The sequence below is a fragment of the Sphingobium sp. TomTYG74 genome (assembly GCF_055393875.1).
This window is the reverse complement of record NZ_AP027341.1, coordinates 647,359-660,720: the sequence shown is the minus strand read 5'-3', so window position 1 is coordinate 660,720 and position 13,362 is coordinate 647,359. Positions and strand designations below refer to the sequence as shown.

Annotated in this window: 14 protein-coding genes and 1 tRNA gene; 6 read left to right on the top strand and 9 right to left on the bottom strand. The window is 63.2% G+C overall.

What is annotated here, in order from left to right:
- Positions 1 to 8: 8 nt before the first annotated feature.
- Both ACZ5TB_RS03475 and ACZ5TB_RS03470 read right to left on the bottom strand, forming a co-directional pair.
- Positions 9 to 410, bottom strand: coding sequence for an acyl-CoA thioesterase (locus ACZ5TB_RS03475; protein WP_464792019.1), 402 nt, complete (start codon positions 408 to 410; stop codon positions 9 to 11).
- The gene (locus tag ACZ5TB_RS03470) at positions 410 to 1,681 is read right to left on the bottom strand and encodes a pyruvate dehydrogenase complex dihydrolipoamide acetyltransferase (protein ID WP_464792018.1); all 1,272 of its coding nucleotides are present in this window, start codon (positions 1,679 to 1,681) and stop codon (positions 410 to 412) included. The genes ACZ5TB_RS03475 and ACZ5TB_RS03470 overlap by 1 nt, the downstream gene beginning before the upstream one ends.
- 208 nt (positions 1,682 to 1,889) lie before the next feature.
- On the opposite strand from ACZ5TB_RS03470, the gene ACZ5TB_RS03465 reads away from it, so the two are divergent.
- A complete protein-coding gene (locus tag ACZ5TB_RS03465; RefSeq protein ID WP_460985984.1) occupies positions 1,890 to 2,345 on the top strand; it encodes a universal stress protein in 456 nt (151 codons plus the stop codon).
- A 149-nt stretch (positions 2,346 to 2,494) separates the two neighbouring features.
- Here ACZ5TB_RS03465 and rnr read toward each other — a convergent pair whose 3' ends face one another.
- Genes rnr through ACZ5TB_RS03450 form a run of 3 tightly spaced genes read right to left on the bottom strand, consistent with a single transcriptional unit; the run spans position 2,495 to position 5,816 of the window.
- Positions 2,495 to 4,846, bottom strand: a complete 2,352-nt coding sequence (gene rnr / locus ACZ5TB_RS03460) for a ribonuclease R (protein WP_464792017.1) — start codon at positions 4,844 to 4,846, stop codon at positions 2,495 to 2,497.
- A 58-nt stretch (positions 4,847 to 4,904) separates the two neighbouring features.
- Positions 4,905 to 5,555: an MOSC domain-containing protein gene (locus tag ACZ5TB_RS03455; RefSeq protein ID WP_464792016.1), complete on the bottom strand. Its 651-nt coding sequence runs from the start codon at positions 5,553 to 5,555 to the stop codon at positions 4,905 to 4,907.
- Positions 5,556 to 5,597: 42 nt separating this feature from the next.
- Positions 5,598 to 5,816: a hypervirulence associated TUDOR domain-containing protein gene (locus ACZ5TB_RS03450; protein ID WP_196225914.1), complete on the bottom strand. Its 219-nt coding sequence runs from the start codon at positions 5,814 to 5,816 to the stop codon at positions 5,598 to 5,600.
- A 120-nt stretch (positions 5,817 to 5,936) separates the two neighbouring features.
- Here ACZ5TB_RS03450 and ACZ5TB_RS03445 point away from each other — a divergent pair, with 120 nt between their 5' ends.
- From ACZ5TB_RS03445 to ACZ5TB_RS03430, 4 genes are all read left to right on the top strand, one after another.
- The gene (locus ACZ5TB_RS03445) at positions 5,937 to 7,115 is read left to right on the top strand and encodes a glycosyltransferase family 4 protein (protein WP_464792015.1); all 1,179 of its coding nucleotides are present in this window, start codon (positions 5,937 to 5,939) and stop codon (positions 7,113 to 7,115) included.
- A gap of 27 nt (positions 7,116 to 7,142) precedes the next feature.
- Positions 7,143 to 8,465: a replication-associated recombination protein A gene (locus ACZ5TB_RS03440; RefSeq protein WP_464792014.1), complete on the top strand. Its 1,323-nt coding sequence runs from the start codon at positions 7,143 to 7,145 to the stop codon at positions 8,463 to 8,465.
- Entirely contained in the window at positions 8,462 to 9,322 is an 861-nt protein-coding gene (locus ACZ5TB_RS03435; protein ID WP_464792013.1) for a hypothetical protein, read from the top strand. The genes ACZ5TB_RS03440 and ACZ5TB_RS03435 overlap by 4 nt, the downstream gene beginning before the upstream one ends.
- Positions 9,323 to 9,352: 30 nt before the next feature.
- Positions 9,353 to 9,428, top strand: a tRNA-Thr gene (locus ACZ5TB_RS03430).
- A gap of 39 nt (positions 9,429 to 9,467) precedes the next feature.
- Here ACZ5TB_RS03430 and ACZ5TB_RS03425 read toward each other — a convergent pair.
- From ACZ5TB_RS03425 to folE, 4 genes are all read right to left on the bottom strand, one after another.
- Entirely contained in the window at positions 9,468 to 9,746 is a 279-nt protein-coding gene (locus tag ACZ5TB_RS03425) for a hypothetical protein (protein WP_464792012.1), read from the bottom strand.
- Between the two features lie 570 nt (positions 9,747 to 10,316).
- A complete protein-coding gene (locus tag ACZ5TB_RS03420) occupies positions 10,317 to 11,093 on the bottom strand; it encodes an enoyl-CoA hydratase-related protein (protein ID WP_464779373.1) in 777 nt (258 codons plus the stop codon).
- Positions 11,094 to 11,144: 51 nt separating this feature from the next.
- Positions 11,145 to 11,981: an SDR family oxidoreductase gene (locus tag ACZ5TB_RS03415; protein ID WP_464779372.1), complete on the bottom strand. Its 837-nt coding sequence runs from the start codon at positions 11,979 to 11,981 to the stop codon at positions 11,145 to 11,147.
- Positions 11,978 to 12,586, bottom strand: coding sequence for a GTP cyclohydrolase I FolE (gene folE / locus ACZ5TB_RS03410; RefSeq protein WP_196225909.1), 609 nt, complete (start codon positions 12,584 to 12,586; stop codon positions 11,978 to 11,980). Before folE ends, ACZ5TB_RS03415 begins: the two co-directional genes overlap by 4 nt.
- A gap of 193 nt (positions 12,587 to 12,779) precedes the next feature.
- Here folE and ACZ5TB_RS03405 point away from each other — a divergent pair, with 193 nt between their 5' ends.
- Positions 12,780 to 13,361: a nucleotidyltransferase family protein gene (locus ACZ5TB_RS03405; RefSeq protein ID WP_464779371.1), complete on the top strand. Its 582-nt coding sequence runs from the start codon at positions 12,780 to 12,782 to the stop codon at positions 13,359 to 13,361.
- Position 13,362: the final 1 nt, after the last annotated feature.

Below are 13,362 nucleotides of genomic sequence, written 5' to 3'. Positions count from 1 at the left end.
CTCTCTTCTTATGCCGCAGTCATGGGCGGAACGGTGCGGGGCTGGCGATCCTCTCCGATCGCCACGAAGGTGAAAGTGGCGCGGGTCACGCGGTAGGAGCGATCGTCATGACGGGTGCGGCGCCAGGCTTCGACATCGATCTTCATCGAGGTACGGCCGACCGAAGCGAGCTTGGCGAACACCGAAACTTCGTCGCCGACCACCACCGGGCGGAGAAAAGTCATGCCTTCGACGGCGATGGTCACGGCGCGGCCCTTGCTGTGGCGGGCTGCGACGGAGCCTGCCGCCGAGTCCATGAGGCTCATCAGCCAGCCGCCGAAAATATCCCCATAGGGATTGGTGTCGGCGGGCATGGCGATGACGCGTACCGCCGGGCTTTCCTCCGGCGGCAGCTCGTCGGCGGCGCGCATCAGGCGAGCATGCCGAGGGGGTTTTCGACCAGCTCGCGGAAGACCTGCATCAGGCGGGCGCCGTCCGCGCCATCGATGGCGCGGTGGTCGAAGCTGCCGGTGGCGGACATGACGGTCGCGATCTGGAGCGAGTCATCGACGACGAAGGGACGCTTTTCGCCTGCGCCGATCGCCATGATCATGGCCTGGGGCGGATTGATGACGGCTTCGAACTGCTTGATGCCGAACATGCCCATGTTGGACAGCGAGGCGGTGCCGCCCTGATATTCTTGCGGCGCGAGCTTGCCGTCCTTTGCGCGGGCGGCGAGGTCTTTCATCTCGTTCGAGATGGCGGCGACGCCCTTGCTGTCGGCGCCGGTCACGATCGGGGTGATGAGGCCGCCGGGGATCGATACGGCGACGCTGATGTCGGCGCGGCTGAATTGCAGCATCTGGTCGCCCGCAAACTGGACGTTGCATTCGGGCACCTGGATGAGGGCGACGCCGAGCGCCTTAATGAGGAGGTCGTTGACGGACAGCTTGACGTTGCGGCTGGCGAGACCGGCGTTGAGTTCGGTGCGCAGCTTCAGGAGCTTGTCGAGCTGAATGTCCACGGTGAGGTAGATGTGGGGAACCTGCTGCTTGGATTCGGTCAGGCGGCGGGCGATTGTCTTGCGCATGCCGCTGAGCTTGATGACTTCGTGCGGGATGCCGAAGTCCTGCGCGGCTGCGGGTGCGGCGGCCGGGGCTGCTGCGGCCGGAGCCGGGGCGGCGGTCGGAGCCTTGGCTGAAGCGCCTTCCAGATCGGCCTTCACGATGCGGCCGTTGGGGCCGGAGCCGGAGAGGTTGGCGAGGTCGAGGCCCTTTTCCTCGGCGAGGCGGCGTGCGAGGGGGCTGGCCTTTACGCGGTCGCCGGATTGGGCGGGCGCAGTCTCGGCTTTGGGTGCGGGGGCTTCTGCCTTTGCGGGGACGGGATCGGCCTTGGGTGCGGCGGCGGCTGGCTTGGCGGCAGGAACGGAGTCGCCTTCGGCTGCCTGGGCGAGGTCTTCGCCTTCTTCGGCGATGATGGCGATGACGGTGCCGACTTTCACGCCTTCGGAACCTTCGGAGACGAGGATCTTGGCGATCTTGCCTTCGTCCACGGCTTCAAATTCCATCGTGGCCTTGTCAGTTTCGATCTCGGCGAGCAGATCGCCCGACGACACAGTGTCGCCTTCCTTCACCAGCCATTTAGCCAGCGTCCCCTCTTCCATCGTGGGGGACAAGGCGGGCATCTGGATTTTCTTGCTCATGCGTGAAGGCCTCTCTTCTTTTCCCGGGCGAGCGGGTAAGCGTTGGAAGCCGTTTTGACCCTTTGGGCGGGAGGGTCAAGAGCGTGGCTTGCGCCTTGGGCGATAATCCGCCACATTTCACCAGACTGGTTCATAATTTACCAGATGGGTTCAGACAGGAAGGCAGCGGGAAACCGAACTGCCCATTTTGGCGTGGGGTGCGGCGGCTATGCGGACTTATCTGGTTGTAGTGGACGAATCGCCGGAGGCGGAGACGGCGCTGCGTTTTGCCGCGCGCCGTGCGGCCAAGACGGCGGGGTCTATCCGTATCCTCGCGCTCGTGCCGCCTGCCGAGTTCGTGCAGTGGGGCGGCGTGCAGGCGACGATGGAGGATGAGGCGCGGCAACGGGCCGAGGCGCTCGTCACCAGCGCGGCGGGCACGCTGACCGAGGAGTCCGGTATTCGCCCGAGCATTACCGTGCGACAGGGCGACGCAGTGGCACTGGTGCGCGAGACGCTGGACGAGATGCCCGATGTCGCGGCGCTGGTGCTGGGGGCGGCGGCGAGCGGGCATCCCGGCGCGCTGGTGTCGCACTTTGCGGGCGCGGATGCGGGCAAGTTGCCCTGCCCTATCATGGTTATTCCGGGCGGGTTGAGTGCGGAGGCAATTGATCGGCTAAGTTAGGGTTTATGCTCCCAAGTTGGCATCGCCCTTCCATACCGTTCACCCTGAGCTTGTCGACCCGAAGGGCGGCGATAGCCAACGGCTCTACTTCTTTAAGAAGGGAAGGGCTTCGACAAGCTCAGCCCGAACGGGGTTAGGTATGCCTAGTCTCAGCGGCGGTGCTTGCCACGTTTTGCGCCCATGTGGCGGATGTTCGCGGGGCGGCCACGTTTCGCGCCGGGACGTGTCCTGTCCTTCTTGAAGCTGGGGCGTTGCGGCGGGGCGTCGGGGAGTTCGAAGCGGAGGGAGCCGTTGATCGGGTCGGCTTCGGCAAGGCGTAGCTGGAGATGCTGACCGACAGTGTAGCGGTCGCCGCTCTCCACGCCTTCCAGCGCGCGGCCTGCTTCGTCGAAGAAGAAGCGTTCGTCACCCATGGTGGAGACGGGGACGAGGCCGTCGCCACCGAGTCCTTCAACAGTCGCGAAGAAGCCGAAATTCTGCACGCCCGTAATGCGCGCATTGACCATTTCGCCAACATGAGCAGCGAGAAAGGCGGCGACATAGCGGTCGATCGTCTCCCGCTCCGCCTCCATCGCGCGGCGTTCATGCTGGCTGATCATCTCGCCGACGCGCCCCATATTTTCATGATCGTCGGCGCTGAGCGAAGTGCGGTCGGGCAGCGCGCCACCCTTTGGCGCTGGAAGTTCAAGCTTGTAGCCGCCGACCAGCGCGCGGTGGACCAGCAAGTCGGCGTAGCGGCGGATGGGCGAGGTGAAATGCGCATAGGAACCGAGCGCGAGGCCGAAATGGCCCATGTTCGCGGGGCTGTAATAGGCCTGGGTCTGGCTGCGCAGGATCTGCTCCATGATCTGGGGCTTTTCCTCCGCCTCGCCGATGCGGTCGATCAGGCGGTTGAAGGTCGACGGCTTGATGACCTGCCCCAGCGCGAAGTCGATGTCGAAGGTCGCGAGATAGTCCTTGAGCGCGACCAGCTTGTCACGGCTGGGCGGTTCGTGGACGCGGTACATGACGGGGGCCTTCTTACCTTCCAGCGCCTTGGCGGCGGCGACGTTGGCGGCGATCATATAATCTTCGATCAGCATATGCGCGTCGAGCCGTTCGCGGACGGCAACGCTGACGATCTTGCCATGCTCATCGAGGACGACGCGGCGTTCGGGGAGGTCGAGGGCTAGCGGGTCGCGCTTGTCGCGGGCCTTGCGGAGGAGTTTCCAGCAGGCCCAGAGGGGCTTCAGGGCGGTTTCGAGGAGGTCCGGCTGATTTGGCGGGGTTTCGCCTTGCCCACCCCCGGCCCCTCCGGCCTGCGGGAGGGGAGATGTGCCGTTTATTGCGGCTTGAGCGTCTTCATAGGCGAGGACGGCGGCGACGCGGATGATGGCGCGGGTGAAATGCCAGTTGGTGACTTTGCCGGATGCGTCGATGGTGAGGTGGCAGGCCATGGCCGCGCGATCCTGACCGGCGCGCAGGGAGCACATGTCGGACGACAGCTGGTGCGGCAGCATGGGTACGACCAGATCGGGGAAATAGACGCTGTTGCCGCGCTTGCGGGCTTCCTTGTCGAGCGCGCTGCCAGGGCGGACATAGTAGCTGACGTCGGCGATGGCGACGATGGCGCGATAGCCGCCGGGGTTGGCGGGGTCTTCGTCGGGTGCGGCCCAGACGGCGTCGTCATGGTCGCGGGCGTCGACCGGGTCGATCGCGACGATGGGCAGGTGGCGCAGGTCCTCGCGCTTGTCCTCATTCAGGGCGATGTTCGAAGCGGCGACAGCCTCATCCTCTACCTTTTCAGGAAAGACGTGCGGGATGCCATATTTGTGGATCGCGATGAGGCTGAAGCTGCGGGGCGCGAAGGGATCGCCCAATATGTCGGTCACACGGGCGCTGATGCGCGGCGGGCGGCCTACGGGTTCGGCCAGAACGAGATCGCCGGGAGTGGCATTGCCCGCGTCGCTGATCGGCGTGTCCTTGCGGATGCGCTTGTCGACGGGGCGTAGCCACAGCTTGCCGCCCTCCCCCGCTTCCACCACGCCAAGCAGTTCCTCGGTCGCCTTGGCGAGCTTCTTCATCGGGTGGGCGACCCAGCCGCGCCCGGCCTCTTCCGTGCGAGCGAGGATGCGGTCGCCGATGGTCAGCGCGCCCCTTTTGCCGCGTTCCATTACGCGCAGGCGGGGTGCGGGCTGGCCTTCGGCTTCCCAGCGCTCGGGCGTGGCGATGAGGGTTGTGCCATCGACATCGACGATGCGCAGGACGGTGACCTTTGGCACGCCGCCCATTTTGTGGAAGGCGCGCGCGGGGCCGATGTCCAGCAGCCCTTCGTCGGCCATGTCCTTCAGCAGTGCTTTCAGCGCGATCTTTTCCTGCCCCTTGAGGCCGAACGCTTTGGCGATTTCCCGCTTGCCTGCGGGCTGATCGGAGGAGGTGACGAATTCCATCACCTGATCGCGAGTGGGGAAGCCGGCGGGCCGGACTTTTTCGGGTTTCTTCTGCTTTTGGGTCGATGCCATGGATCAGCTATAGGGAAGGCCCCGGCGGCATACCAGATGGCGGGGTAAATTTGGACCGCTATTCCACCAGCTTGCCGGCTCGATCGCGCCAGACTTCAGCCAGGACGGGCATATTTGCCAGCGCCCGGACGGCGTCGGGTTCAACTTTGTGCCGCCCGCCGATCAGCAGGCGAAAGACGCGCGCGATCGGCCATTGCGGAAAGGGGCGGTCGAGCAGTTCCATGCGCCCTTTCGCTTCCGCCTCCCCTTCGCGCAGCACGCGGAAATAGAGACCTGCGCGACCGGTCTTCACGATGGTGGCCAGTATGTCACGCGAGCCGAAGCGGTGGTCGAGCTTCCAGCAGGGTTGCCGTCCGTGGCTGACCTCCACCAGCGCGCTGCCGAGGGAGAAGCGGTCGCCGAGGCAGATTTCCTCCTCCGTCATGCCAAGGGATGCGATGTTTTCGCCGAAAGCGCCGGGTGCGTCGAGCAGCGGGTGATCGGGTTTTCGTTCGCGCCACCAGTCATAATGGTCGTGCGGGTAGAGGTGGATCGCCTTGTCCCAACCGCCATGATGGACAGGGTCGGCGACGGCATCCCCTTCAAACCCCTGCCATCCTATGCGGACGGCGCCATCCACCGGCCGTTTCGCAATGGCGCTATAGTCGCCGTCGCGAAAGGGCATGGGCGTGCCGGTCAGCAATGCCGCGATGGTAAGATGCTCAGCCATTCCGCCCCTATGACAGCGGCGCGGAAGGTTGGCGAGAGGGGGTCAGGCGCGGCTTAATTCTGACGCCAGTTTCAACACCTCGCTGCCGCTGTCGGTCTGGACGAGATAGGCGGGGTTCTTTGCCGTTCCATTGCGACGGATCAACGCGCCCTCGATCGTCTTTTCCACATGGCGGTCGAACCTTTCGGCCACGCGCCCACGGCCTACGCCCTGCCCCCAATTCCACTTAACGCGCATTCCCCTGCGGAAAGCTTCGGACATCTTCATCCTTCTCCTGCCGCAACATCATGGCAGCGTTTCGATACGGTGATGATGACAAAAATCCCGGTTGCGGATGCGGTTCCCTTGGGTTTTTCGTTTGGCTGGGTTAAGGGGCGGCTGATGGACGTTACTGGCCTTCGCGTCGCGCTCTTCAGCGGCAATTACAATTATGTGCGCGATGGCGCGAACCAGGCTCTCAACCGCTTTGTGGGCTATTTGCTGCGTCAGGGTGCTGCCGTGCGCGTCTATTCGCCGACCGTTGCGACACCCGCGTTCGAGCCGACCGGCGATCTGGTGAGCGCGCCATCCCTGGCGATACCGGGGCGGAAGGAATATCGCGTGCCCTATCGCATGTCGGGGCATGTGCGGCGCGACCTGAAGCGGTTTCGGCCTAATCTGGTTCATGTGTCGAGCCCTGATCCATTGGGGCATCGGGCGGTAACATGGGCGCGGAGCAAGGGTCTGCCAGCGGTTGCATCGGTCCATACGCGGTTTGAGACCTATCCGCGCTATTATGGACTGGCCTTTCTGGAGCCGGTGATCGAATCGATGCTGCGGCGATTTTACCGGCGTTGCGATGCTATCGTCGCTCCTTCGGAGTCCATGGCGCAGCTGCTGCGCGAACAGCGCATGAGCTATGATGTCGGCATCTGGACGCGGGGGATCGACCGGGACATCTTCAATCCGGGACGTCGCGACATGGCGTGGCGGCAATCGCTGGGGATCGAAAATGATGAGCCGGTGATCGGCTTCATCGGCCGTCTGGTGATGGAAAAGGGGCTGGACGTCTTTTCCGATGCGATCGATCAGCTGAAGATGCGCGATGTGCGGCACAAGGTGCTGATCATCGGCGAAGGCCCGGCGCGGGAGTGGTTCCAGAACCGGCTGCCGGACGCTGTTTTCACCGGGTTCCAGAAGGGTGATGAGCTGGGCCGCGCGGTTGCGAGCATGGATATGCTGTTCAATCCCTCGATCACCGAGACGTTCGGCAATGTGACGCTGGAGGCGATGGCTTGTGCGCTTCCCACGGTGGCGGCGCGAGCGACGGGTAGCGAAAGCCTGGTGACCGAGGGCGTGACTGGCCGCCTGATCCGTCCGGGGGCGATCGGGGCCTTTGCCGATGCGTTGGCGAGCTATTGCACACATCCTGACGCGCGGGCCGATGCCGGCGCTGCCGCGATGGCGGAGGCGGAGCGCTATGGGTGGGATCAGGTGAACCAGGCGCTGGTCGATACTTATATCCGGGTGATCCGCCAGCGGACACAGGGCGCGCGGTTACGCTCCAGCCCGGTTCCTTAAACCGCGCACTTTCCCTATATCGGGGCGATGGTCGATCTTTTTGCTTCCGATGCCGTGAACGAGCCCGCTGACGCCGGGGAGAATGCGCCGCTGGCCGACCGCCTGCGGCCTCGTACTTTGGCCGATGTCGTGGGGCAGGAGCATCTGACCGGGCCGGAAGGCGCGATCGGGCGAATGGTGGCGGCGGGGCGGTTGTCTTCGATCATCCTGTGGGGGCCTCCGGGTACGGGCAAGACGACGATCGCGCGCCTGCTGGCGGACGCGGTGGATATGCGGTTCGAACCGATCTCTGCGGTGTTTTCGGGCGTGGCGGACCTCAAGAAGGTCTTTGCGGCGGCTAAGGAGCATGCGCGGCGCGGGGACAAGACTTTGTTGTTCGTGGACGAGATCCACCGCTTCAACCGGGCGCAGCAGGACAGTTTCCTGCCCTTTGTCGAGGATGGGACCGTGACGCTGGTGGGGGCGACCACCGAGAACCCCAGTTTCGAATTGAACGCGGCGTTGATGTCACGGGCGCAAGTGTTGATCCTGCATCGGCTGGATGCGGCGGCTTTGGAGTTGTTGCTGGAGCGGGCGGAGGCGATCACGCAGCGGCCTTTGCCACTCACTCCGGCGGCGCGGGATGCTTTGCTGGCGAGTGCGGATGGTGACGGGCGGTTCCTGCTCAATCAGGTCGAGACGCTGTATTCGATCGACATAAGCGAGCCGCTTGATCCCGCTGGGCTGTCGGCGCTGCTGCACCGGCGCATGGCGGTTTATGACAAGGATCGGGAGGGGCATTACAATCTGATCTCGGCGCTGCACAAGGCGCTGCGCGGATCGGACCCTCAGGCGGCGCTCTACTATCTGGCGCGGATGCTGACGGCGGGGGAGCAGCCGCTTTATGTGCTGCGGCGGCTGGTGCGCTTTGCGAGCGAGGATATTGGGCTCGCCGATCCGCAGGCGCTGGTGCAATGTCTGGCTGCCAAGGACAGCTATGACTTTCTGGGAAGCCCGGAGGGGGAGCTGGCGATCGTGCAGGCGTGCCTCTATTGCGCGACGGCTCCCAAGTCGAACGCGGCCTATGCGGCGATGAAGGCGGCATGGAAGTCGGCGCGGGATACCGGGTCGCTGATGCCGCCGAAGAATATCCTGAACGCCCCTACCCGGCTGATGAAGACGATCGGCTATGGCAAGGGCTATCAATATGATCATAACAGTGCAGAGGGCTTTTCGGGCGACAATTATTGGCCCGAAGAGATGGAGCCGCAGACCTTCTTCGCGCCGACCGATCGCGGGTTCGAGGCGCGCATAGCCGAGCGCATGGCCTATTGGGACAAGCTGCGGGCCGAGCGCGGCGGGGGCGAATGACTCCGCGCTTCACCCGTTATGCCGCGATCGATTGGTCGGGCGCGAAGGGGGTGCGGCACAAGGGGATAGCGGTGGCGCTGTGCGAGCGTGGCGATGCTGTGCCCCGGCTTATCCATCCGGATGGCGGAGGCTTCTGGTCCCGTTGCGCTGTTGGGGAATGGCTGATCGCGGCGGCTGCCGAAGCGCCGACGCTGTTCGGATTCGATTTCAGCTTCGCGCCGCCCTTCGTGGCGCGGGAGGCTTATCTGCCGGGCGATGAGGTGCCGGTGACGGGGCCTGACTTCTGGGCCTATGTGGATCGCGTTTGCGATGATTCCGATCTGGGTGCGGGCAGCCTGCTGCACGTCACGCACCGCCGCCATTTCTACTTCGGCAAGGCGGACGGGGTGAAGGCGGACTTCATGCACAACCGGGTGTGCGAAGCGCATTATAATGCGGGCGGTGGGGGCAAGCCCTCCACCGTCTATGACGCGATCGGCGCGGCTCAGGTGGCGAAGGCGAGCTTTGCGGGGATGCGCCTGCTCCATCATGTGCGGGATCATGTTCCCGTCTGGCCTTTCGACCCTGCGCCACGCGAGGGTTCGCTGGTGGTGGAGATTTATACCAGCATCGCGGCAAGGGCGGCGGGGCGGCCCAAGGGGCGGACGAAGATGCGGGATCTTGGCACTTTGGACGATGCGCTATCTACGCTCGGCTCTCAGCCTTATGAGGGATTGCCGCCGGACGATCATGGCGCGGACGCGATCGTCACTGCCGCGTGGATGCGCAACGTCGCGCCAAGACCCAGCATCTGGACCCCACCCGCACTCAATCCACATATTGCCGCAACGGAGGGCTGGACGTTCGGTGTCATCTGATAGTAAGGCGCTTTTCCGTCCAAAAGACGTGCCGGCTTAGCTCAGTTGGTAGAGCACCTGATTTGTAATCAGGGGGTCAGGGGTTCGAACCCTCTAGCCGGCACCATCGCTCTTGCAGGACGGGTTTTACACAGATCGGTGAGACCTACGTGCGCGGTTTATCCCGTGGCACTTCCACCGTCTTTATCCCGGTGTCCAGCGAGCCATATTTGGGCGTGGAATCGAGGCCGGGTTTGGCGCCGCTGTCCCTGGGGCCTCGGTCGCCTCCGCCCCCACCGCCACTGGATGCGGCGATGGCTTCGGAGCTTAGCGAAGTGGACAAAAGGATGGTCATGGCGGGCGGGACCGTTGCAGCGAATCTGCCGCAGGTCTTCAGAAAATTGCGTCTGTCCTCCGTTACCGACGAATTCAGCTGGTTATCCATGATGCGATCCTTCTCTATCCTCATCATAGAGTACAGAAGAGCCGCGCCGATGGATTGGCAATAAAGAGACATAGACTTTAGGATAATGGGGAACCGCGCAGGGCAGCCCAAAAGCAAAATGGGGGCCGACATTGCTGTCGGTCCCCACTTCCGTCGTGTCCCGGATCCGCTTCCCTTTCAGGATGCGATCATCGGACTCGGCGCGCGATGCTTCTACCGAGAAGGTTTGGCATCGTGTTTGCTCCGGCTGTCCGGCTATTCGCCATGTTCCGCAGCTGTCTTCAAAAATTCCATGTCCGACGTTCGCTTTCGCGCGTGCATGACAGGTCTTTAGAAGACCATCAGTTTCCATTCGAACCTTGCAGTTCCAATTTCAGCCTGATGACCGAAACGTCAGTCAAGTCTTTGATATGATCGCCGATTTGATGATCCGGATTTCTCCGTTTCTTCTTTCGTTTCGATAAGCCGAAGGTCTCACCAAATGTGAGTCGTTCAAAGCGGAATCTGACGGTTCAGCGACAGCCCCTGTCTAAAGCTGTGGATAAGTGTGGATATTTTTTTTCGCGCCGGTTAGCGGCCCTTCCAAACACCCGGGCGCTTCTCGACGAAGGCGGTCATGCCCTCTACCCGATCTTCCGTCGCGGTGAGCAGCTGGAACAGGCGCCTTTCGGTCAGTAGCCCCTGCTCCAGCATGGTTTCGAAGGCGAGGTTCACCATCTCCTTGTTCACCATAGTGGCCATGGGGGGCATGGAAGCAATGGCCGCAGCGGTCTTGAGCGCGTCATCCAGCAGCTCGGCCGCCGGTACGATGCGCGAGACCAGGCCCGAACGCTCGGCTTCTTCCGCGCCCATCATGCGGCCGGTGAGGCACATTTCCATCGCCTTCGCCTTGCCGACCGCCTTGGTCAGGCGCTGCGACCCGCCCATGCCGGGTGCGACGCCAAGCTTGATTTCCGGCTGACCGAATTTGGCCGTGTCCGCCGCGATGATGAAGTCGGCCATCATGGCCAGTTCGCACCCGCCGCCCAGCGCAAAGCCCGCGACAGCCGCGATCCACGGCTTGCGCGTTGCCACCACATGTTTTTGCCAGCCGGAAAAAAAGTCCTCCAGGAAGAAGTCGGCGGCTTCCTTGCTGACCATTTCCTTGATGTCCGCACCTGCGGCGAATGCCTTTTCGCTGCCGGTCAGAACCAGGCACAGTTGTGAGGGGTCAGCGTCATAGGCCGCGAAAGCAGCGCTCAGGTCCGCCAGCACCTGCGTGTTGAGCGCGTTCAGCGCCTGCGGACGGTTAAGCGTAACCAGCGTCACCGCTTCGCGCTGTTCGACCAAAATCGTTTCGAAAGTCATCGTTAGGTTTCCTTCAAATCTGCGGTGCAACGCGGCAGCAAGAGCCGCCGATCACCGTCCCATATGCATGAAGTCGCGGTCGTAGCTGCGCATATGTGCGCCGCCATCGACATAAAGCGTCTGCCCGGTGACGGCGCTCGCCTGCGCCAGATAGAGGACCGCTTCTGCAATCTGCTCCGCCAGCGGCAAGCGGCCGAGCGGCATGGCCGATTGCAGCCGTTCCATCTGTGCCTCATCATAATCGGGCGTGGCGATGGTGAGACCGGGCGCGACTGCATTGACCCGGATATGTGGGGCAAGGCTGGCGGCGGAAAGGCGGGTTAGCCCCGCCAGCGCCGACTTCGACAAGGTGTAAGCCAGCTGATCGGCGTGCGGATGATCGATCCGCTGATCAAGGATATTGATGATGCACCGATCCGCGACCCCGGCCGGGATGGTTGCGAACGATTTTGTGAGCAACGCGGGCGCGGCGCAGTTGACGGCATAATGCCGCATGAGATCGTCGGCGGAGACATTATCCAGCCGGTCCTGACCGAAAATCGCGGCGCTGTTTACCAATATGTCGGGCGGACGGCCGAAGCGTTCTGCGACCTTGGCGACGAGTTCCTCGGCGCTTTCAGGATCGGAGAAGTCGGCGGTAAAGCCGTCCCATTCCGTGCCATTTTCATCGAGGGTCAGGGCAAGCGCCGAGTCCAGCCGCGTGTCATGGCTGCCATGGATTGCGAGGGAATAGCCGACGCGCGCGAACCCGGCGGCAATGACGCCGCCCAGCCGCCTGTGGCCGCCGGTGATCAGCGCCAACCGCTTGTTCGCCAGCGGCAGCGGCCCTTCGGCCTGCCCGCGCGCGCCGCCAAGGGGCCGGTAAGCGGGTGTTTCCTCGTCGTTCACGATTCGATGAGCTTCAGCACTTCCTCGCGACTTTTTTCGTCCTCGCGGAATACGCCGAGCATGCGACTGGTCTTCATCAGGACATTGGGCGTGCGAACGCCCCGCCCGGTCATGCAGCCATGCGTCGCCTCGATCACGACGGCCACTCCCTGCGGCTTCAGATGCTCCCAGATGCAGTTGGCGACTTCGGCGGTCAGGCGTTCCTGAACCTGAAGGCGGTTGGCGAAGGCGTGCAGAACGCGCGCCAGCTTTGAAATGCCCACCACATATTTGCCGGGCAGATAGGCGATGTGCGCGCGGCCGATGATCGGCGCCATATGATGTTCGCAATGCGACTGGAACGGAATGTCCTTGAGCAGCACGATGTCGTCATAGCCGCCCACTTCATGGAAGATGCGCGACAGATGGAAAGCCGGATCGTCGCCATAGCCACGGCAATATTCGCGCCACGCCCGCGCGACGCGTTCGGGCGTTTCCAGCAGCCCCTCCCGTTCGGGATTGTCGCCCGACCAGCGGATCAAGGTGCGGATAGCTTCCGCCACTTTCGCGGGCACAACTTCCTTAATCGCTTCGCCTACAGCCTCGGCATCGGGATCATAGTCCATGGACGGCACTACTCCTCATTATCTTTGTTCAGGGCGCATATGGCGGCTATGTTTGCGGAACGCCAGCCCCCTTTGCCGGGACTATGGACAGGGGTCATGCCGGGTGGCACATCAACGCGCATCACAAGAAGCCGATCCGATAAGCATGGCCGTCCCGTCGCCCTTCCCCCACCCATGGCATCAAGGCTGAGGCGTGCGGACTGAACGTATCGCAGCCGTGTTGCTGGCCGCAGGGATGTCGTCGCGCTTTGGCGAGGCGGACAAGCTGATGGCTGATCTCAATGGCAAGCCGGTCGTTGCCCATACGCTGGAAGCCGTCGCCTCCCTCGCCTTCGCAGAACTGGTGGCGGTGACGCGGCCCATCGCCGATGCTCCCGATATTCATCGGAAACTGGAGAGGCGTGGTTACAGCATATTGGTCAATGACAAGCCTGAAGAAGGGCTGGCGAGCAGTATCGTGCTGGCCGTAAACCATGTCATGCCGATCAGGCGCTGCCGGGGCATTCTCATCTGCCTGGCCGACATGCCCTATGTGCCGCAGTCACATTATAACCGGATATGCCTGGCGGCGGAGGATGTGCGGTCGGTGGTGGCGAGTACGGATGGCTTTTCTTCCTTGCCGCCCGCCTTCATCGGACGAAAGCATTTTCCCGAGTTGCTGACACTGCGCGGTGATCAGGGCGCGAGGGCGTTGTTAAGCCGAGGGCTTCAGATCGAAGCGATGAGCAGTTCGCTGGTCGATATCGACACGCCGGACGACCTGCCGCACGGATAGG